Source organism: Rhodococcus globerulus (assembly GCF_019334125.1).
Lineage (GTDB): Bacteria > Actinomycetota > Actinomycetes > Mycobacteriales > Mycobacteriaceae > Rhodococcus_F > Rhodococcus_F globerula.
This window is the reverse complement of record NZ_CP079698.1, coordinates 6,121,547-6,140,768: the sequence shown is the minus strand read 5'-3', so window position 1 is coordinate 6,140,768 and position 19,222 is coordinate 6,121,547. Positions and strand designations below refer to the sequence as shown.

General features: G+C 62.2%; 21 protein-coding genes. 10 read left to right on the top strand and 11 right to left on the bottom strand.

From position 1 onward, the window contains the following. Nucleotides 1-61 precede the first annotated feature (61 nt). Both KYT97_RS27880 and KYT97_RS27875 read right to left on the bottom strand, forming a co-directional pair. Nucleotides 62-610 (bottom strand): DUF1003 domain-containing protein, encoded by a 549-nt coding sequence (locus KYT97_RS27880; RefSeq protein ID WP_045069506.1) that lies wholly within the window; start codon nt 608-610, stop codon nt 62-64. After that, entirely contained in the window at nt 607-1,893 is a 1,287-nt protein-coding gene (locus KYT97_RS27875) for a magnesium transporter MgtE N-terminal domain-containing protein (RefSeq protein WP_141486249.1), read from the bottom strand. The genes KYT97_RS27880 and KYT97_RS27875 overlap by 4 nt, the downstream gene beginning before the upstream one ends. A 90-nt stretch (nt 1,894-1,983) precedes the next feature. Between KYT97_RS27875 and KYT97_RS27870 the strand changes: the two genes are divergently transcribed. The 4 genes from KYT97_RS27870 to KYT97_RS27855 all read left to right on the top strand — a co-directional run bounded on the left by KYT97_RS27870 (nt 1,984) and on the right by KYT97_RS27855 (nt 5,342). Then, entirely contained in the window at nt 1,984-2,946 is a 963-nt protein-coding gene (locus KYT97_RS27870) for an HpcH/HpaI aldolase/citrate lyase family protein (protein WP_033234427.1), read from the top strand. Nucleotides 2,947-3,052: 106 nt separating this feature from the next. Next, nucleotides 3,053-3,547: a YflT domain-containing protein gene (locus KYT97_RS27865; RefSeq protein ID WP_033234426.1), complete on the top strand. Its 495-nt coding sequence runs from the start codon at nt 3,053-3,055 to the stop codon at nt 3,545-3,547. 32 nt (nt 3,548-3,579) lie between these two features. Further along, on the top strand, nt 3,580-4,686 hold the full coding sequence (locus KYT97_RS27860) for a winged helix DNA-binding domain-containing protein (protein ID WP_219111320.1): 1,107 nt from the start codon (nt 3,580-3,582) through the stop codon (nt 4,684-4,686). A gap of 71 nt (nt 4,687-4,757) precedes the next feature. Further along, nucleotides 4,758-5,342 (top strand): suppressor of fused domain protein, encoded by a 585-nt coding sequence (locus KYT97_RS27855; RefSeq protein ID WP_033234425.1) that lies wholly within the window; start codon nt 4,758-4,760, stop codon nt 5,340-5,342. 36 nt (nt 5,343-5,378) lie between these two features. On the opposite strand, the gene KYT97_RS27850 is transcribed toward KYT97_RS27855, so the two are convergent. Beyond that, nucleotides 5,379-5,831 (bottom strand): SRPBCC family protein, encoded by a 453-nt coding sequence (locus tag KYT97_RS27850; RefSeq protein ID WP_141486248.1) that lies wholly within the window; start codon nt 5,829-5,831, stop codon nt 5,379-5,381. 136 nt (nt 5,832-5,967) lie between these two features. Continuing rightward, on the bottom strand, nt 5,968-7,038 hold the full coding sequence (locus KYT97_RS27845) for a magnesium and cobalt transport protein CorA (RefSeq protein ID WP_045069510.1): 1,071 nt from the start codon (nt 7,036-7,038) through the stop codon (nt 5,968-5,970). 120 nt (nt 7,039-7,158) lie between these two features. Between KYT97_RS27845 and KYT97_RS27840 the strand changes: the two genes are divergently transcribed. From KYT97_RS27840 to KYT97_RS27825, 4 genes are all read left to right on the top strand, one after another. After that, nucleotides 7,159-8,013 (top strand): PHP domain-containing protein, encoded by an 855-nt coding sequence (locus KYT97_RS27840; RefSeq protein WP_033234423.1) that lies wholly within the window; start codon nt 7,159-7,161, stop codon nt 8,011-8,013. Further along, on the top strand, nt 8,010-8,624 hold the full coding sequence (locus KYT97_RS27835) for a MarC family protein (protein ID WP_165826381.1): 615 nt from the start codon (nt 8,010-8,012) through the stop codon (nt 8,622-8,624). The genes KYT97_RS27840 and KYT97_RS27835 overlap by 4 nt, the downstream gene beginning before the upstream one ends. Before the next feature lie 3 nt (nt 8,625-8,627). After that, on the top strand, nt 8,628-9,032 hold the full coding sequence (locus KYT97_RS27830; protein WP_219111318.1) for a hypothetical protein: 405 nt from the start codon (nt 8,628-8,630) through the stop codon (nt 9,030-9,032). A gap of 297 nt (nt 9,033-9,329) precedes the next feature. Beyond that, nucleotides 9,330-10,523 (top strand): NAD(P)-dependent malic enzyme, encoded by a 1,194-nt coding sequence (locus KYT97_RS27825; protein ID WP_092807254.1) that lies wholly within the window; start codon nt 9,330-9,332, stop codon nt 10,521-10,523. 69 nt (nt 10,524-10,592) lie between these two features. On the opposite strand, the gene KYT97_RS27820 is transcribed toward KYT97_RS27825, so the two are convergent. The 4 genes from KYT97_RS27820 to KYT97_RS27805 are packed head-to-tail and all read right to left on the bottom strand — an operon-like array spanning nt 10,593 to nt 14,059. After that, the gene (locus tag KYT97_RS27820) at nt 10,593-11,282 is read right to left on the bottom strand and encodes an ABC transporter permease (protein ID WP_033236695.1); all 690 of its coding nucleotides are present in this window, start codon (nt 11,280-11,282) and stop codon (nt 10,593-10,595) included. Continuing rightward, nucleotides 11,279-11,962: an ABC transporter permease gene (locus KYT97_RS27815; protein ID WP_033236696.1), complete on the bottom strand. Its 684-nt coding sequence runs from the start codon at nt 11,960-11,962 to the stop codon at nt 11,279-11,281. The genes KYT97_RS27820 and KYT97_RS27815 overlap by 4 nt, the downstream gene beginning before the upstream one ends. Nucleotides 11,963-11,966: 4 nt before the next feature. Then, nucleotides 11,967-13,112, bottom strand: coding sequence for an ABC transporter ATP-binding protein (locus tag KYT97_RS27810; protein ID WP_045069515.1), 1,146 nt, complete (start codon nt 13,110-13,112; stop codon nt 11,967-11,969). A gap of 5 nt (nt 13,113-13,117) precedes the next feature. Then, complete coding sequence (locus KYT97_RS27805) at nt 13,118-14,059, bottom strand: ABC transporter substrate-binding protein (protein WP_141486246.1); 942 nt, start codon at nt 14,057-14,059, stop codon at nt 13,118-13,120. 153 nt (nt 14,060-14,212) lie between these two features. Between KYT97_RS27805 and KYT97_RS27800 the strand changes: the two genes are divergently transcribed. After that, nucleotides 14,213-15,109 (top strand): glycine betaine ABC transporter substrate-binding protein, encoded by an 897-nt coding sequence (locus KYT97_RS27800; protein WP_219111317.1) that lies wholly within the window; start codon nt 14,213-14,215, stop codon nt 15,107-15,109. Here the strand turns inward: KYT97_RS27800 and KYT97_RS27795 are convergent. Genes KYT97_RS27795 through KYT97_RS27785 form a run of 3 tightly spaced genes read right to left on the bottom strand, consistent with a single transcriptional unit; the run spans nt 15,103 to nt 18,471 of the window. Next, nucleotides 15,103-16,035: an alpha/beta hydrolase gene (locus tag KYT97_RS27795; protein WP_045069518.1), complete on the bottom strand. Its 933-nt coding sequence runs from the start codon at nt 16,033-16,035 to the stop codon at nt 15,103-15,105. The two genes, KYT97_RS27800 and KYT97_RS27795, sit on opposite strands and share 7 nt — an antisense overlap. A gap of 34 nt (nt 16,036-16,069) precedes the next feature. Then, nucleotides 16,070-16,900, bottom strand: a complete 831-nt coding sequence (locus KYT97_RS27790; protein WP_045069520.1) for an SDR family NAD(P)-dependent oxidoreductase — start codon at nt 16,898-16,900, stop codon at nt 16,070-16,072. Then, entirely contained in the window at nt 16,897-18,471 is a 1,575-nt protein-coding gene (locus KYT97_RS27785) for a flavin-containing monooxygenase (protein WP_045069522.1), read from the bottom strand. The genes KYT97_RS27790 and KYT97_RS27785 overlap by 4 nt, the downstream gene beginning before the upstream one ends. Nucleotides 18,472-18,542: 71 nt before the next feature. On the opposite strand from KYT97_RS27785, the gene KYT97_RS27780 reads away from it, so the two are divergent. After that, nucleotides 18,543-19,160 (top strand): TetR/AcrR family transcriptional regulator, encoded by a 618-nt coding sequence (locus tag KYT97_RS27780; RefSeq protein ID WP_033236702.1) that lies wholly within the window; start codon nt 18,543-18,545, stop codon nt 19,158-19,160. Nucleotides 19,161-19,222 lie beyond the last annotated feature (62 nt).

Below are 19,222 nucleotides of genomic sequence, written 5' to 3'. Positions count from 1 at the left end.
GTCTGTGACTTACGTTACATATCGGTCTCGGTCTATGCAGCAAAACTCAGTAAACCCTCAGCTAAGAATCCCGGCTGTCGAGACTCTTTTTCGAGGAACCTGATTCGCGATGCTTCTTCTTCTGGGGCGGTTCGTGTTCGGCGGTGAGGAGCAATTTGATCTCGTCGAGTTCGCGTCGCAGATAGTCACGAGTCGCGACTTCGCCGAGGGAGATACGCAGAGCAGCGAGTTCCCGGGCGAGGAACTCTGTGTCGGCTTTGGTCTGTTCGGCGCGAATCCGGTCCTCTTCGAGCGAGACCTTGTCTCGGTTCTCCTGCCGATTCTGGGCCAGGAGGATCAACGGTGCCGCATACGCGGCCTGCGTCGAGAACGCCAGGTTGAGCAGGATGAACGGATAGGGATCCCACTGCAAGCTGACCGCAAAGACATTCAGTGCGATCCAAACGATGACGATGATCGTCTGAATCGCCAGGTAGCGACCCGTGCCGAGGAAACGCGCAATACGCTCGCTGACCCGGCCCACCGCTTCGACATCGAAGTCGATGTGGAACCGCCGACTCCCACGGGGAGTCTCTAGGCGCTGACGGGCGCTGGAAGACCGATCGCTCATCGGACCAACCCCTCGTCGTCGGAATCGTCTTCGCGCCAGTCCTCGGGCAGAAGGTGATCGAGAACGTCGTCGACGGTGACCGCGCCGATCAGGTGGTTCTCGTCGTCCACCACCGGTCCGCACACCAGGTTGTACGTCGCGAAGTATCGCGTCACGACAGCAAGCGAATCGTCGGCGCCGAGACTGGGTAGGTCGCTGTCCAGAATTCCGCCGACCAGGCTTGCCGGCGGTTCACGTAACAACTTCTGCAGATGAACACACCCGAGGTAGCGTCCGGTCGGCGTGGCCGTCGGCGGTCTGACGACGAATACCATGCTGGACAACGCGGGCGTGACGTCGTAATTGCGAGCCCGGGCGAGAGCTTCCGCCACCGTGGTCGACGCCGTCAGTACCACCGGTTCCGGCGTCATCAAACCACCAGCCGTATCGGGGGAGTGTTCGAGGAGTCGGCGCACCGGTTCCGAGTCCTGCGGGTCCATCAACTGCAGCAACGATTCCGCTTCGGTTTCGGGCAACTCGCCCAGGAGGTCGGCAGCGTCGTCCGGGTCCATCGCCTCGAGGAGGTCGGCCGCCCGTTCCACTTCGAGGTGCATGAGGAGATCGGTCTGATCGTCGGCAGGTAGTTCCTGCACGACGTCGGCGAGACGCTCGTCGTCGAGAGCTACGGCTAGCTCGTGTCGGCGCTTCTCCGGAAGTTCACGCATCGCGTTGGCGACGTCGGCCGGACGCATGCCCTCGTACTGCAGCAGCAGGTGGGCGACGCCCTGCCCCGGCAGTGACAGGTCACTCTGGGTAAGTCCGGCGACGTGCTGCCAGTCCACGATGTGGATCGCGGCCCGGCGTCCCAGGCGTCCGCGATGGCCACGGACCGCTACCTTCGACACCACCCAATCGCGGGTGCGCCTCGATTCGATACCCAGATCGACAACAACGGCGTCGACGCCGTGGAGTTCGGTCAACTCCGGGTCGTCCACTCGCACATGTGAATCGAGTACCTGTGCAAGAGCGAGAACTTCGCCGGGGCGCTGGGTGAATCGCCGGATACTGACATTGCCGGTCGTCAGTGTGACGGCACCCGGTTCGATCGCGGTGACACGCAACATCGGCACGAAAATGCGTTTGCGCGTGAACATTTCGATCACCAAACCGAGCACCCGCGGTTGCTGGCGTCCGATGCGGACGGTGATCACGACGTCACGCACTCGCCCGATCGACTCACCGTCGGGGCCGAGGACAACCAGGCCGGCCAGCCTGGCTGCAAATACCTTGCCTGCTGCTGCCATGATTGCAAGGCTAATTCCTCACGCGTCATTATCTGCAACAGAGACGCCGAAAACGTACGAGTCGATACCTCTGAAGGGCACTCAAAAGAGATGACATCACGTAACCGATCCCGCCGATCAGTTCTCGCCGTTCCCGGCAGCAGTCGCAAGATGATCGACAAGGCAAAGGGACTGCCGGCCGACGAGATCTTCCTCGACCTCGAAGACGCGGTCGCACCGTTGGCGAAGCAGGCCGCACGCGAAGCCGTCGGTGACGCGCTGGCCGAGGACGGATGGGGCAAGCAGGTCAAGGTGGTTCGGGTGAACGACTGGACCACCGAATGGACGTACGCCGATGTTGTCGAGGTTGTCGGCCGGGCGGGTGCTCACCTCGACGCGATTCTGCTGCCCAAAGTTCCCGATGCGAGCCACGTGCAGGCACTTGATCTGTTGTTGACTCAGGTGGAAAAGGCCAACGGCCTCGAAGTGGGACGAATCGGCATCGAACCCCAGATCGAGAACGCGATCGGCCTGACCAACATCGATGCGATTGCCACGGCCAGCCCGCGGGTCGAGGCGTTGGTCTTCGGGCCGGCAGATTTCATGGCGAGTTTGAACATGCGCACCCTGGTGGTCGGAGAGCAGCCGGACGGCTACGACCGTGGTGACGCCTATCACCACATCCTGATGACCATTCTGATGGCTGCGCGGGCGCACGGGGTTCAGGCCATCGACGGTCCGTACCTCCAGATTCGTGACGTCGAGGCGTTCACGCGCAGCGCTGCCCGCACTGCAGCATTGGGTTTCGACGGCAAATGGGTACTGCACCCGACTCAGATCGAAGCGGCCAACGAGGTGTTCAGCCCGAGGCAATCAGATTACGATCGCGCTGAATTGATCTTGGACGCCTACGCATTCCACACCTCCGCGGCCGGCGGTGGGCGGGGAGCCGTGATGCTCGGCGACGAGATGATCGACGAGGCAAGTCGCAAGATGGCGCTGGTGATTTCCGCGAAAGGCCGGGCAGCGGGTATGGCCCGGACAACGGAATTCACTCCACCAGAACACGCCTGATCAGCTGTGGTCGAACAAATCGGGTAGGTAAAGGGCACAATAGGTTTGTATGTCTCGCGTTGTTCAGTCACGGATGACGCGCCCGAAACAAGGAGCACGATCACCCATGTCCAATCCGCTCGCACAATCGCCGAATGGGTCGCGCCGTGGAGCGTTGCCGACACCACCTTCGGGCTGGCCGATCGGGTCGTACCCCACCTACGCGGAGGCGCAGCGCGCCGTCGATTACCTGTCCGATCAGGAATTCTCGGTCCAGGACGTCACCATCGTCGGTGTGAATCTGATGCAGGTCGAACGGGTTCTCGGCCGGCTCACGTGGCCCAAGGTGATCGGCGGCGGTCTGGTGTCCGGCGCGTGGCTGGGCGTGTTCTTCGGCCTTCTCCTGGGTCTCTTCACGACCAGCTTCATCGGGCCACTGATCACGGGCATCGTCGGCGGCATCATCTTCGGCGTGATCACCACAACCATCCCGTACGCAGCGACGCGCGGCCAGCGAGATTTTGCCTCGACCATGCAGTTGGTGGCCGGTCGGTACGACGTGCTGTGTGAGCCGAAGACAGCCGAGGCTGCCCGCGATCTCCTCGCGAAGCTCGCGATCTGATCGGTTCAGTGCACGGTGAGCGCGAGGGAACCGTGACGCGTGTACTGACCGATCGCGCCCTCGGTCGGGCGACCCTTGCGCGTCAGTTCCTGCTGGAGCGGGCTGACGTCACTGCCCTCGCGGCCGTCGAACACCTGGCCGGTCTGCAGGCGCAGGCCCCGACGCCGCCGTACCTTGCTCTGTGGGCCCGTGTCAAAAACTTTGCGGCAGAAGAGTTGTCGACACTGATCGAGCGTCGGCAGGTGGTGCGTCTGGTTGCGATGCGCGGAACGGTATTTGTGATGTCGGCCGCTGATGCCGCATCCTTCCGTGGCACGGTTCAGTCGATTATGGACCGTGATCTGCACACCAACACCGCGCACCGGGCGGCGCTGAGCGGAATGGATCTGGCCGCTCTTGCGCAGGCCGGCCGCGAACTTGTTTCCGAGGGGCCACTTACGCAGATGCAGATGAGGCCGCTTCTGGCCGAACGCTTTCCAGGGCGCTCTCCGGAAGGACTCGCGCACGGGATCAGGGGACTCTTGCCGATGGTCCAGGTACCGCCTCGCGGGTTGTGGGGTAGATCGGGACCGCCCGCGTTGACCACGCTGGAGAGTTGGCTGGGCACAGAGCTGGATTCGACTCCTGTTCCAGACGCCCTGGTGTTGCGCTATCTCGCTGCCTTCGGTCCGGCGAGTGTGAAGGACGCCCAGGCGTGGTCGGGATTAACCAGGCTGGCAGAGGTTTTCGAGCGACTACGTCCGAACCTGATGACGTTCGTGAACGAGAAGGGGACGGAACTGTTCGACCTGCCAGGCGCTCCACGCCCGGACGACGGCACACCACCCGTCCGGATCTTGGCTCCGTTCGACAACATTTTGCTCTCGCATGCGGATCGCTCGCGAATCATGGATGAGCAGTACCGAACTCGGGTCTTCACGGTGAACGGAATAATCAAACCCGCCGTGCTGGTACGAGGGAAGGTTGTGGGATTCGCCGCAGAATCCGCGAAAGGTGATACCGCGCGATTGACGGTGTCACTGTTTTCGCAGCAGTCGAAAACCGCCATGTCATCCATCGAGAGGGAAGCGCGTTCATTGCTGCGATTTCTGCATCCGACGATCTCCAAGCACGAGATATCCGTCGAAATTCTCACCTAGCAAAACAGGCGTTCTGAAGCGCCCCGGCCTCTGCGCTGCGATCAGCGCCGTGATGGTGCTTAGATGGACGCGTGTCTGACAGTGTTGTGTCCTCCGTCCGCGCGCACCTCGTTGCCAATATCGAGGGGCCGGAGCCGGCTGCGGCCTCGGTGACGTTCCTGGGTGTCGAGCCGCTGGACGTGCTCAGATTCGAATCTCCCGACTCAGTGGTGCACTACGCAACACTGGGGTGCTCGCGGCACCCCATGGGCGATCCGGGTGATCTGGTCGCCGATCCCACACGCGGACCCCGGGCGGAACTGGTGCTCTCGCTGCGCGGCGGCACCGGTATTGCGTCGGGAATCGCGCGCACCTTGGCTGTTCTGGCGGCGGCCCCGTCGGTCGAGGGCATCGTGTTGCTCGACGATGCGCTGCTCGACCTCGGGGAGCCCCTGTGGAAGGGCGCAGCTTTTACTGCAGTCCTTCTCAGTGACAGCGGGATTGAAGATCTGACGCTCCCCGAGCCGATGGATCCGGTTCGGTTCCTCGCCGTGGTCCCCATAACCGGAACCGAAGCAGCCTGGGTCCGTCTGCGCGGTGCAGGTGCACTACGTGAAGCCTGGGCTGAGGCGGGCATCGACGTCCGAGATCCGCACCGAGCGGCGGCGTCGCTCTAACTGCCGTGTCGCTCTAACTGCCGTGTCGCTCCGATCTTATTGTGCGGCTTCGTTATCGAGAAGGTCGGCCAGATTCTCCAGGCTGGCCTGCTGGGATCGGCCGAATGCCTTGGTGACAAGCGGGTCTGCCATTCTGCCGAACACTCCGCCAAGGCCACTTTCACTGTCGAGTCGATAGGTGACGCGCGTGCCCTTCTCGACTTCCTCGCACGTAGTGGTCAGCGTGAAAGCGACCGGGCTTTTGACAGACTTCGCCGAAGTTCGCTTGGGCGCATCGTATTCCGTGAACTCGGCGGTCCAGTCGATGCGCTTGCCCAGTATTCGGCTGGCCCCCTGCCAGCGGGTCCCCACTCCTACCGGGCCATCCGTGATCTGCCGGGATTCGACAATCGAGTTGTCCCAGTTCGGCCAATTCTCAGCGGTGCTGAGGTACTGAAAGACTTCCGGAACCGCGCGCGAAACTATTACTGACTGCTCAACTGTAGGCATCGTAGCTCCTCCGAATTTGCTTGTGGCAAGGTATTTTTCGGGTGCGGTGATTTCGATGCGAGGGGCCCGCGGGTACACGTGATGCGTGTTGGTACCCACAACTCATTGTCCGCTTGGACTGTAGCTAAGTACAGAGTTAGAGCCAGTTGTTTCGGCGGAACAGAAAAAACAACCCGACACACACCGATGCGATGAACACCATCACCATCGGATATCCGTATTGCGAGCCCAGTTCCGGCATGTTCTCGAAATTCATGCCGTAGATGCCGGCGATTCCGGTCGGCACCGCCGCGATCGCCACCCACGCCGAAATCTTGCGCATGTCGGTGTTCTGCTGTACCGCGATCTTTGCCAGAGCAGCGTCCACGAGCGAACTCAGTACTTCGTCGTACTCGGAGATGCGTTCGGAGACGATGGTGTGATGGTCTCGGACGTCGCGGAAATAGCGTCTGATCTCTTTGGGGACCAACCCGCCTGCTGGTTGTGTCAGTTGCAGGAGTGGCATGCCGAGCGGGGTGACCGACCGTCGAAGTTCGACGATTTCCCGTTTCAGCAGGTAGATGTGCTCAACCGCCACGCTGTTACGTGGGTTGAACACCAACTCTTCCATGTTGTCGACGTCCTGCTCCACCAGTTGTGTCACCGACAGGTACGTGTCGACGACGTGGTCGGTGATGGCATGGAGAACGGACCACGGTCCCATGGCGAGACGCTCGGGTAGCTGTTCGAGGGCTTTGCGGACACTCGCCAGTTCGGAATGGTCACCGTGCCGAACAGTGACGACAAAGTCCGGACCGACGAACACCATGATCTCGCCGGTCTCCACGATTTCGTTAGCCGTCTCCACGGAATCGTGCGGAACGTAGACAACGGTTCGAAGGACGAGAAACATGACGTCGTCGTAGCGTTCGAGTTTGGGTCGCTCGTGTGCGTGGACGGCATCCTCGACCATCAACTCGTGTAGGCCGAAAGTCTTTGCCACGTCCTGCATTTGGGATTCGTCGGGAGCATGGATCCCAACCCAGACGAATCCCTTTCCGCGTCGGCGCACTTCATCGAGAGCGGCGTTGTGAGTGAACTTTCCCGGGAGCCTGGTGCCGTCCACGTACACAGCACAATCCACAATGGCACGAGCTGCGGGGACGGGAATCCTCGGCAACGGTGGCGGAGCTGATTTGCCGTTCGACCAGTTCGGTAGTGACGGCACTGTGTCTACTCCCTCCGCAGATAGGCGAAGCGCACTATTGCTGCCGCGCAATCGTACGTCAGGATCTCAGGCAATCGACCGGAGCGAGATGGTCTTGCGGATTGCTGACAGACTGGAGCGGTGCGAATAGACCTTCACACCCACTCAAACGCATCAGATGGCACGGACACCCCCGCCGAACTGGTGCGCGCTGCTGCCCACTCCGGACTCGACGTTGTCGCGCTCACCGATCACGACACCACCGCCGGCTGGGCGGAGGCGGAGCGCGCACTGCCTGCCGGGCTCGGACTCGTCCGTGGCATGGAAATGTCGTGTGAAGGCGAAGGTGAGGACGGGTGGCCGGTCGCGGTGCACCTCCTGGCGTACCTGTTCGACCCGGACCACCCCGAGTTCGCCAAGGAACGCGAGCGGCTACGCGGCGAACGGGTCGAAAGAATCCGCACGATGGCGACTCTGATGGCCCGCGACGGGCTGCCGATCGACCCGGACGAAATCCTCGCGTCGGCTGGTCCTTCTGTGGGGCGTCCGCACATCGCAGCGGCTCTGCTGCGGGCCGGCGTGGTCTCGAGCATCGGTGAAGCCTTCAAGGACTTGTTGGCAACCCGCGGGCGCTACGACGTCCCGAAATACGACACGCCGATCGACTACGCCGTCGAACTGGTCGCAGCGGCCGGGGGAGTGACGGTGATCGCTCACGGTCGTGCGCGCACCCGTGGTCGTGTTCTCGCCCTAGGCCACATTCGCGATCTGGCGGCCTCCGGACTCGGCGGACTCGAAGTCGATCACCCGGATCATGCGCCCGCAGATCGGACTCTCCTTCGTGGATTGGCCGGCGAACTTGGCCTCGCGGTGACCGGATCATCGGACTACCACGGAGACAACAAGACGATCGACCTCGGCGACGAGCTCACCGACCCCGCCGACTTCGAGGAATTGATGTCGGCGGCAACAGGCGTCGAGGTGCTGAAACACTGATGTTGGACACGACGCTCTACCTCACGGTTTTCATCACCCTCTTTGTCATCATGGACCCACCCGGAGTCATTCCGGTGTTCCTGTCCCTGGTCGGCCGCAAGGACCGCGCAGACCGTAACCGCGCGGCGTGGCAGGCACCGGCAGTGTCGCTCGCCGTAATTTCCGTCTTCGCGGTCGGCGGGCAGGCAATCCTCAACTATCTGCACATCGGCATACCCGCATTGCAGGGCGCCGGCGGATTGCTCCTTCTGCTGATCGCTCTCGAACTACTCACCGGCAAGACGTCCAACCGTCCGCAGGGCGCCGACGACGTCAACGTGGCCCTGGTTCCGCTGGGAACGCCCATGATGGCCGGCCCCGGCGCGATCGCCGCGGTCATCGTCTTTGTCGCCCAGGCAGACGGTGACGCGGCGTCGTACCTTGCGATCGCCTTGGCGATCATCTCGATTCACCTCGTTCTGTTCATAGTGCTGCGATTCTCGACCGCCTTGATCCGTGTGCTCGGTGTTGGCGGAATCTCGCTGCTGGCCCGCATCGCAGGTTTGCTGCTTGCCGCCATCGCCGTTCAACTCATCGCGGAGTCCGTCCGCGGATTCATCACGGGAGCGTAGATCGTGACTTACGACAACAACGGTTACGACAACAACAGCTACGACGCATACCGGGACGACAATGCCTACGACAACTCGTACGACTACGACGACCGCTACGACGATTACTACGATGCTCCGGACACCAAGCAGTGGGCGTTGATTCGTGGTCTGCGTGCGCTCAGTGGGACCGTCGCGGCTGGAATCGTTGTTCTCACAGTCGTGGTGATCGCGTCGGCGTATCTGGGAGGCAATCGGGGCTTTCCCGGACCGGGCACCACATCGATCACCGCGCACATCGTGGCGTCGGTAGTGGCGCTGGCCGCACAGATCTTCTGTGACCGTCGCCGCGGCGTTGCCGCAATAGCCGCGTCCGTGGTTGTGCTCGTAACTGCCGGGGTGCTGCTGGTGACGCAGTGGTGGGGTTAGGGACCGAAGGATTTGATTGTGATCGCGCGCAGGTGGCAAACTGGAGGGACTTCGTAGGCGGCGCCACAGCCCGGCCATGAAGAAATTGCATGGATCTGCCAGGGCTCACCCGCCCAACACCATGACGCTTCGGATGTATTGCGGCCAACTTTCTTGCGCACCCGAATGCTCTTCTTCTCTGCAGTTGTTCACGGAAGAAAAGACTCTGACCGTTGCTAACGTTCTGTTTCGGCCGTCAGATCACTACTTCCCAGTAACCCAGCCCCGAGTGCGGCTGGTCATATCAGGAGTGTCATTGTGTCCCTTGTGACTGAAGCCATCAACGTACCCAAGGTCGAGCTGACCGACGAAGAAATCTTTGCCGCTCACGTCGGTGGCAAACTGTCGGTCGAGACCACCGCGCCGCTCGATACGCAGCGCGCTCTGTCGATCGCGTACACGCCGGGTGTGGCTCAGGTGAGCCGCGCCATCGCCGCTGACGAGACCCTTGCCGATCGCTACACGTGGACCAACCGACTGGTTGTCGTCGTCAGTGACGGCACGGCGGTTCTCGGTCTGGGCGATATCGGACCCCGCGCATCGTTGCCCGTCATGGAGGGCAAGTCCGCTCTGTTCAAGAGCTTTGCCGGACTCAACTCCATCCCGCTGGTGCTCGACACCACCGATCCCGACGCGATTGTCGAGACTCTGATCCGTCTGCGTCCGAGCTTCGGCGCGGTCAACCTCGAGGACATCTCGGCGCCGCGCTGCTTCGAGATCGAAAAGCGGGTCATCGAGGCACTTGACTGCCCCGTCATGCACGACGATCAGCACGGCACCGCGATTGTGGTTCTCGCTGCGCTCAAGGGCGCCGTGAAGGTGCAGAGCCGCGACATCACCACACTCAAGGTTGTCATCTCCGGTGCGGGTGCAGCGGGTGTCGCGTGTGCGAACATCCTGCTCGCCGCCGGTATCAGCGATGTCGTCGTGCTCGACTCGAAAGGCATCATCTCCAGCGAGCGCAGCGACCTCAACGACATCAAGGTAGAGCTGGCGTCGCGCACCAACCCGCGCAGTGTCCACGGCGGTGCCGTCGAGGCTTTGGCCGGAGCGGACGTCTTCCTCGGTGTCTCGGCGGGCAAGATCCCCGAGGAGCTCATCGCGTCGATGGCTCCCGAGTCGATCGTGTTTGCGCTCTCGAACCCGGATCCGGAGATTCACCCCGAGACCGCGTCGAAGTACGCGGCGATCGTGGCTACCGGCCGCAGTGACTTCCCGAACCAGATCAACAATGTGCTTGCCTTCCCCGGTGTGTTCAAGGGCGCGCTCGACGCCGGCGCCCGTCGCATCACCGAAGGTATGAAGCTCGCTGCCGCCGAGGCGATCCTGTCGGTGGTCGGCGACGAGTTGGCCGTGGACAAGATTGTTCCGAGCCCACTCGACCCTCGCGTGGCGACCGCAGTTGCGGAAGCCGTCGCGGCCGCAGCGCACGCTGAGGGCGTGACCAGCTAAGAGGGACTCCTCGAAAGCCCCGATCGAAACCCGCACACAAGGTTTCGGTCGGGGTTTTTGCGTGGGCAGCTACACGCGTGCGAGGTTCGGGGTGCGTCGCAGTCTGCCGGTTCCCGGGACGGAAGCCCACACGACCAGTGCAAGTACGCCGTCCACGACAAGCGCAACCACCGCGACCAAGATTGCGCCGACAACAACGCGGTCGTACTTGTACAGCGCGATTCCGTCGAAGATGTACCGTCCGATGCCGCCCAGATTGACGTAGGCGGCAACAGTCGCGGTCGCGATGACTTGCAGTGTGGCGTTTCGGAGCCCACCCAGAATGAGCGGAAGCGCATTGGGAACCTCGACGCGCAGCAGTACTTGCGTCTCGGTCATCCCCATTGCGCGCGCCGCGTCGACGACGTCACGGTCGACACTGGCGATGCCGGCATACGTTCCGGCGAGCAATGGCGGAATGCCGAGGATGACCAGTGCGAGGATCGGGGGCATCACTCCCAGCCCCATGAGCAGGACGAGGAACGTCAGCAAGCCGAGCGTGGGAAGTGAGCGCAGTGCGTTGACAAGACTGACCACCACGATCTGACCGCGTCGTAGATGCCCGATGATCAGGCCGATCGGGACCGCGATCACTGCGGCGAGGGCGACGGCCAGCAGGCTGTACCAGAGGTGCTGCAGGATTCGGGTGCCGATTCCGGTGTCGCCGCTCCAGTTGTCGGGATTGGTCAGGTACTCCCAGGCGCCGGTGAAGATACTCATACCGGCTCACCTTCGGCCGTGACGATCGCGGGGACCTTCGATGCGGACGGAGTTCTGGTCCACGGGGTCAGGAACCTGCCGAGCAGATACAGGATCAAATCGAGGGCCAGTGCAAGGACCACGATGGCGATGATGCCGGCCACGATCTGGTCGGGGTAGTCCCGGTCGTAGCCCTGTTTGAACAGAACTCCCAGACCGCCGATACCGATCAGCGAACCCACCGACACCAGCGAAATGTTGGTCACCGCAATCACTCTGACATTTGCGATCAGAACCGGCAGCGCAAGGGGCAGTTCGACGGTCAATGCCCGGCGCAGTGCGGTGAAGCCGATGGCCGTCGAGGCATCGATGACGTTGGCGGGCACCGAATCCAATGCTTCCGGGACCGCGCGGACGAGTAGTGCGGTGGAATACACACTGAGCGCGATGATGACGTTGAGCGGATCGAGTGTCTTGAGTCCGAAGATCTGCGGGATGGTGACAAACAGTGCCAATGACGGAATGGTGAACGCAATGCTGGCCAAGGTCAACGTGATTCGGCGCAGCCATCGGATATTCCGAATTGCCGTGCCGACGGGAAGGGCAATGACCAAGCCCACCGCCAACGGCACCAGCGCGAGATACAGATGTGTTCGTGTGTAATCCAGAACCGTCGAGAAATTGTCGATGAGCCAGCGCACGCCGCTACACCCCGAACCCTTCGGTGAAGGCGAGTCGATTGCGTTCCTGGTCCTCGCGCCGACGTTGCTCGGCCAATTTAGCCACAACCTCGGAGCCCAGAATGCCGCCGATCACCGCACCTTCGGCATCCACGGCAACACCGATTCCGGACGGTGACGAGATGGCCGCGTCGAGCGCCTGCCGAAGATCGCCGCCCGGGCCGAAGAGAGAGCCGCCGGCTGACGTCGACTGTGCCAGAGTGTGTCCGGCGCGTATGCCCTCGACACCGGTGACATCGATCCAGCCTAGGGGTGAACCGGACTCGCTGACAACGAGCACCCATTCACCCAATTCGAGTCTCAGGGATGTCAGTTCCAACTCGGTGGCCGTCCGGATGGAGTGCAGCGGCACCTCGTCCGCGCTGCGGAAGGACAGTCCTCGATATCCGCGATCACGTCCGACAAAACCGGCCACGAAATCCGTAGCCGGCGCGGCCAATACGTCGCGCGGCGCGGCTACCTGCTGCAGGCGACCGCCCGGACCGAAGACCGCGATGTGGTCGCCCAGTTTGACGGCTTCGTCGATATCGTGCGTGACAAAGACGATGGTCTTCTTCAGTTCGCTTTGCAGGCGCAGCATTTCGGTTTGCAGGTCCTCACGAACCACCGGATCGACGGCGCTGAAGGGTTCGTCCATCAACAGAATCGGCGGATCGGCAGCCAGCGCGCGGGCGACACCCACTCGCTGCTGCTGCCCGCCGGACAACTGCGCCGGGTAGCGCGTCGCCAGTGACGGATCGAGACCCACGCGTTCGAGAACACCCAGTGCGGCTTTACGTGCGGCGCGGCGAGATTCACCCCGCAGCACCGGAACCGTTGCGACGTTGTCGACGACGGTCCGGTGCGGCAACAGCCCGGCATTCTGGATGACGTAGCCGATACCGAGTCGCAAGGTCACCGCGTCGGTCTGCGAGATGTCGCGGCCGTCGACGCGGATTGTGCCCGACGTGGGCGTGATCATCCGGTTGATCATCCGCATCGACGTTGTTTTGCCACACCCGGACGGACCGACGAACACCGTGAACGACTCGGCCTCGATGGTGAGATCGAGTCGATCAACTGCGGTGGTGCCGTCCGGGAACTGCTTGGTGACTCCCTCGAAGGTGATCACGTGGGTTACGAGACCGGCTTGTCGAGGCCCTGCGCCGAGATCCACGCCTTGGCTGCTGCGGCCGGTTCCGTCTTGGCGTCGCCGGACACCGCCACGTTGAGATCGAGCAGTTCCTCGGTGGTCAGCTTTGCCGAGACCGCGTCGAGGACGGCTGCGAGCTTGTCGGACGATGCCGATGCGCGCAGCACCGGCACGACGTTCTGGGCGGGGAAATTGTTCTTCGGGTCTTCGAGGACAACAAAGTTGTTGGCCGGAATCGACGCCGACGTCGTGAAAATGTTTGCGGCGGTGATGTCACCGGATGCGAGTGCCTTGACCGTTGCCGGGCCACCGCCGTCCGCGATCGGGACAAAATTGGAGGCCGAGATGTCGAGTCCGTAGTTTGCCTTCAACCCGGGCAGGCCGACGGGGCGCTCCTGGAATTCGGCCGGCGCGCCGAACTTGACCTCGGCGGAATGCGGCGCCAGGTCGGCGATGGTCTTCAGGTTCCACTTGTCGGCCGTTTCCTTGGTGACGACTACGGCATCTTTGTCCTCCGCCGACGCGGGCGTGGTGATGGCCAATTCGCTACCCAATGCCGCCGGCAGAGCCGCCAGGACGTCCTCGGAACTGGTCGCGGTGGCAGCGGGATCGAGATACTGCAGAAGATTGCCCGTGTAGTCGGGGATGAGGGTGATCGAGCCGTCCTTCAACGCCGGAATGTAGGCCTCGCGGCTACCGATGTTGAACGAAGTGGACACGTCGAAACCGTTGACGCGAAGTGCTTCCGCATAGATGTTGGCAATGATCTCGGACTCGGTGAAGTTTGCCGAACCCACGACGACGGTGTTGGGGTCCGAACTGCTGTCGCTGTTGTCACTGCTGCCACACGCAGTGAGCGCAGCGAGTGAGAGGACAGTTGCCGCTGCTACGAGCAGACGGCTGGAACGAAATCGTGAGGTGCGCATGTGCGTCCTTCCGTGTTTCGGGCGTCGACAACCATTCCCGTCACCCGAGTGTCACTCGAGTAGGACTGGTTACCGCGCATCGCCAGGCAAGTGTAACGATAGGTACCGACAAGGCACGGTATTCGATCAGTGGGAACGGAATGTGAGGGTTCGGTGCTATCTGCACGCGCGAGGTATTCGACAGTTGTTGCAGCAGTGCTGGTCCTGCCCGTTCTGACCGGATGCAGCACCAGCGATTCGGTGATAGGGAACGACGCCGGTGCCCCGACCGAGCAGGTAGTCGTGGCGTCGGGGGAGTCGGTGGAGGGTTCGGTCCTGGCCGAAGTGTACGCAACCGTGTTGGCGTCGTCGGGGGTGCCAAGTCGAGTCGAGGAACTCACCGGCGGACGGTCGGACGCACTTGCTGCGCTCGATGCCGCGCGTGTGACGTTGGTACCCGAGTTCACCGGTTCACTACTGACTTATTACGAACCGCAGAATCCGGCCCGCACCGCTGACGACGTCTTCGAAGCGTTGAGTCGTTCTCTGCCCGAGGGTCTTTCGGTTGCAGACTATGCAACCGCAGAAGACCGGGCCGTCGTGGCGTTGGGACGCGATTCCGCATCGGGGACTCAGTCGCGCACCCTCGGGGCATTTGCACCCTCGTGCGCCGAGACCGTTGCCGTTGTATCACCACGGTTTATCGAAGATGGTGCACTGGAACAATTAGCGGAAGGCGCTGACTGTACTTTTGCGCGCGTCGAGCAATCGGCAGCCGACACATCGGACACTGCTGCGACCGAACCCACCGCCTTCGGAACTACGACGCTCTCGCCCCTGGCTCAGTCAACCGCTGTCACAGTGCTGGCCGATCCGGATCACATCCTGGCTGCGCAGAACGTCGTTCCACTGTTTCGGACCGGTGCATTGAGTGATCCCGCAGTCAAAGCGCTCAGTGTTGTTGCGGGTGAACTGTCCACGACAGACCTTGCCGCGATGATCGACCAGGTCCGACGCGGGCAGGCAACGCCGTCAGCGGTGGCGCGATCCTGGTGGGACACCCGTCAATGACTGGCCGCATCGGCTGAATTGTCCGCTGCCCTGGCTCCGTGTGATTCCAGGAATTGCCCCAGATCGGCTACTGCGTCGGCGGCTTCGGTGACCAGCGACGCCTGGGCGTGCGCGACATGCCACAACCGTGCGTATTCGACCAGTGACACGTCGACGCCGGCCGCGGTGAGTTTGTCTGCGAACTCCACGACCTGAGGGTAGAGGACTTCGCCCGATCCGATGTGAATCCTTGTGGGCGGCAGTGTTTCGAGGTTTCCATGCATGGGTGCGTAGCCGGGATCTGTGCGGTTGCCGTGTCCGAGGTAGGCGTCGGCGGCGTCGAACGACCAGCCGGTGTTGACGACCAGATCGGCTTTCTTCCCGGCGCTGCGATCCCCGGGATCCACCCAGGGTGAGATCAGTGCCAACGCCCCGGGCTGTACGCCGTGACGCTCGATGAGGCGAAGTGCCGTTGCGACCGCCAAACCGCCGCCGGCGCTGTCGCCGGCAATGGCAACCTGCTCGGGTCGGTAGTCGAATTCGGTGATCAGTTGCATGTACGCCGCTGCGGCGTCGTCGAGCGCTGCGGGATAAGGATTCTCGGGAGCGAGCCGGTAATCCAACGTGAAGACAGCGCGGGAAGATTCGCGTGCCAGATGTGCTGCCAGGCTGCGGTGTGTGCTCAGCGAGCCCAGCGTGTAGGCGCCGCCGTGCAAGTAGAGCACTGCCGACGGGCGTTCGGTTGCTCCGACTGTGATCCGCTCGGCGGGTCGGCAGGCGAGTTCCAGCGGACGCACAACGGCGCCCGCTGGAATCTGCTGCAGGGGAGCTCCGGCCTCGAGCAGTAAACGCTGAACCCGATACGGCAGTCGCGAGTTGAAGGCCAGACGGAAGTACGGCTTCAACAAGAAGGCGACAACGGGTAGCGGAAGGGTGAACGTGCTCACCGGCAGGGCTCCTGACTGTGTGAAAGTGGAAAGCTCAGTGGGACTTGGGCATCACGCGGCCGGCGATGGTGGCCACGACGCGTTGGTATCCCGAACCGACCAGGCGGACCCAGGCGTCGAGTGCGATGGCGTCCATGCCGATGAGGACGCGTGGCTTGCCCTTGCGAACCCCGTTCACGATGGTCTTGGCTGCATCCTCAGGAGTGGTGCGCGCCAACTTGCGATCGAAGAACTCGGAGAACGACGCGAGGTCCTCGCCCGGTCCGGCAGTGGCGTTACGCGCGATGGCCGTCTTGATTCCGCCGGGGTGCACACAGGTCACCTTCACCGGGCTCTTGGCGATCAGCATCTCCTGGCGCAGTGACTCGGTGAAGCCGCGAACTGCGAACTTTGCCGAGTTGTATGCACTCTGACCGGGCATCGACAGCAAGCCGAACAGGCTCGAGATGTTGATGATGTGGCCGTCGCCGGATGCGATGACATGCGGCAGGAATGCTTTGGTGCCGTTGACAACTCCCCAGAAATCGACATCCATGACGCGTTCGAAGTCCTTGAATTCGGACTTCTCGAATGTGCCGTGGTACGCGATACCCGCATTGTTGTAGATCTGGTTGATCTTGCCGAAGTGGGCGGCAACCGCGTCGGCGTACTCGAGAACCGCTTCGCGCTGGGTGACGTCGAGGTGGTCCGACTTCACCTGGGCACCAAGAGCTTCCACGAGGCGGGTGGTCTCGGTGAGGCCGACGGTGTCGACGTCGGAGATCGCCAACTTCGCACCCTGCCCGGCCAGGTTCAGTGCGAGTGCGCGGCCGATACCCGATCCCGCTCCGGTGATGACAACAACCTTGCCAACAAAATCACTCATTGTGCTACTGCTTTCTCGTCGTCGAGGTCGATCTGTGATGTGGTTCCGGTGCCGACGGCGCCGAGATCGGACGTGGCGACGCTACGGTACGCCGCGAGGTCGAAATGCTTGGTGGCATTGCGGAACTGGAAGGTGAAACCGGGCCACAGGGTGGTGTTGTTTCCGTGCTTGTCCATGTACCAGCTGGCGCAACCGCCGTTGTTCCAGACGCTCTTGGACATCGCTGCCTGCAGGTCCTTGTTGTACTTTTCCTGCTTGTCGCTGCGAACCTCGATGGTGCCGATGTCGTACTTGTCGATGGTGGCGATCGCGTCGACGAGGTAGTTGAGCTGCGATTCGATCATGAACACCATGGACGAGTGGCCGAGACCGGTGTTGGGGCCGACGAGGAAGAACATGTTGGGGAAGTTGGCAACGGCTGCGCCCTTGTATCCCTGCATGCCGGTGTCCTCGAAGACCTCGGCGAGCGAGCGTCCGTCCTTGCCGAAGATTCCCGCAAAGGTGGGGGAGTCGGTGACGTGGAAACCGGTGGCCACGACGATCGCGTCGATCTCACGCGTGGTTCCCGTCTTCGACACGATGCCGGTGGCGGTAACTTCCTCGATTCCTTCTGTCACCAGGTCGACGTTGTCCTGGGCAAGGGTGGGGAAGTAGTTGTTGGAGATCAGCATGCGCTTGCAGCCGATCTGGAAGTTGGGGGTGACCTTCTTGCGAAGGGCCTTGTCCTTGATCTGGGCCTTGAGATGACGCTCGGCGGCAAACTGCAGGGGCTTCATGAAGATCGGCGCCTTTGCCAGGCCGACAACCTGGGTCTCGCGCATCCAGTAGATGCCGGTGCGGCACAGCTTCTGGAAACCGGGGAGGTACTTGAACGCGAGGTGCTCGATCTTGGTGTACTCGCGATCTGCGCGGGGCAGAATCCACGGCGCGGTGCGCTGGTACACGTCGAGCTGTGACACCTTCTTGCCGATGGCCGGGACGATCTGGATGGCCGACGCTCCGGTGCCGATAACGGCGACGCGCTTGCCGGTCAGGTCGGCGTCGTGGTTCCAGCGTGAGGAGTGGAAGATCTCGCCCTTGAAGCCGTCGATGCCCTTGATGTCGGGGAGGGCGGGCTCGCACAGAGCGCCTACAGCCGACACGACGATCTTGGCGACAAACTCGCCCTTGGTGGTGGAGACCTTCCAGTGTGCGCGATCGTTGTCCCAGTGCGCGGAGAGAACGTCGCAGCCGAAGATGTGCTTGTCCAGTACCTTGTGACGGTTTGCGACGGACTGGATGTACTTGTAGATCTCGGGCTGAGTGGAGAAGGAACGCGTCCACTCGGGGTTGAGTGCAAACGAGTACGAGTACAAATGCGACGGCACGTCGCACGCAGCGCCCGGGTAGCTGTTGTCACGCCAGGTTCCGCCGACGTCGTTGCCTCGCTCGACAACTACGTAGTCGGTGATCCCGGCCTGCGCCAGTTTGATGGCAGCGCCGAGACCGGCAAAACCGCTGCCGATGATCAGCGTGTTCACGTAGCGCGTATCCGCGGCAGATGCTGAAGTATCTGTAACTGGGAGACTCATGTATGGAACGATATGCCGTTGTTGACGAACGGTCAATAGCTTATTGACGTTTATTCAGTAGTCTGTCGATTATGGACGGAGCCAAGCGCACGCGACTGAGTCCGGACGAACGCCGAGCGCAACTGATCGACCTCGGCGCTCGCATGCTCGCCGAACGGCCACTCGAACAGATATCGGTCGAAGACATTGCCGATCAAGCAGGTGTCTCCCGAGGCTTGCTGTTCCACTACTTCGCGTCCAAAAGCGAGTTCCACCTGGCGATAGTCCGGCACACCAGCCAACAGATGCTCGCCCGAACCGAGCCCATCGAAACCGATGATCCGATCGCGACATTACGGTCGGTTCTGGCATCGTACGTCGATTACGTCACTGAAAATCGCACTACGTATGTCTCGTTGTTGCGGGGAACCGCCAGCGGAGATCCGCACATGCGAGAAGTGTTCGAACAGACCCGCGACGTCATGGCGGCGCGAACTCTCGATCAGCTACCCACCATCGGGTTGCCGAGAACCCCGCAGGTCGAGCTGGCAGTACGAGGCTGGATCGCGTTTGTCGAGGAAGCAACCATCAGCTGGCTCCGATCCCCGGCAATCAGCCGCGAAGAACTCATCGAGCTCACGGTGAACGCTCTGCCTGCTCTTGCGTCCGCTGCCGCAGGGCTGACCGTCACGCCGGAACTGCTGCGATAGCACCGGCGAACAGAGAAAAGGCCGGGCCTCACACTCCGTACGGAATGTGAGGCCCGGCCCCT

What these genes read in the sequence shown, in the direction of transcription:
- KYT97_RS27865 (WP_033234426.1), top strand. Translation starts at nt 3,053, where the DNA reads ATGTCCAATCCGCTCGCACAATCGCCGAATGGGTCGCGCCGTGGAGCG.
- KYT97_RS27850 (WP_141486248.1), bottom strand. Translation starts at nt 5,831, where the DNA reads ATGCCTACAGTTGAGCAGTCAGTAATAGTTTCGCGCGCGGTTCCGGAA.
- KYT97_RS27870 (WP_033234427.1), top strand. Translation starts at nt 1,984, where the DNA reads ATGACATCACGTAACCGATCCCGCCGATCAGTTCTCGCCGTTCCCGGC.
- KYT97_RS27805 (WP_141486246.1), bottom strand. Translation starts at nt 14,059, where the DNA reads ATGCGCACCTCACGATTTCGTTCCAGCCGTCTGCTCGTAGCAGCGGCA.
- KYT97_RS27820 (WP_033236695.1), bottom strand. Translation starts at nt 11,282, where the DNA reads ATGAGTATCTTCACCGGCGCCTGGGAGTACCTGACCAATCCCGACAAC.
- KYT97_RS27880 (WP_045069506.1), bottom strand. Translation starts at nt 610, where the DNA reads ATGAGCGATCGGTCTTCCAGCGCCCGTCAGCGCCTAGAGACTCCCCGT.
- KYT97_RS27875 (WP_141486249.1), bottom strand. Translation starts at nt 1,893, where the DNA reads ATGGCAGCAGCAGGCAAGGTATTTGCAGCCAGGCTGGCCGGCCTGGTT.
- KYT97_RS27790 (WP_045069520.1), bottom strand. Translation starts at nt 16,900, where the DNA reads ATGAGTGATTTTGTTGGCAAGGTTGTTGTCATCACCGGAGCGGGATCG.
- KYT97_RS27785 (WP_045069522.1), bottom strand. Translation starts at nt 18,471, where the DNA reads ATGAGTCTCCCAGTTACAGATACTTCAGCATCTGCCGCGGATACGCGC.
- KYT97_RS27780 (WP_033236702.1), top strand. Translation starts at nt 18,543, where the DNA reads ATGGACGGAGCCAAGCGCACGCGACTGAGTCCGGACGAACGCCGAGCG.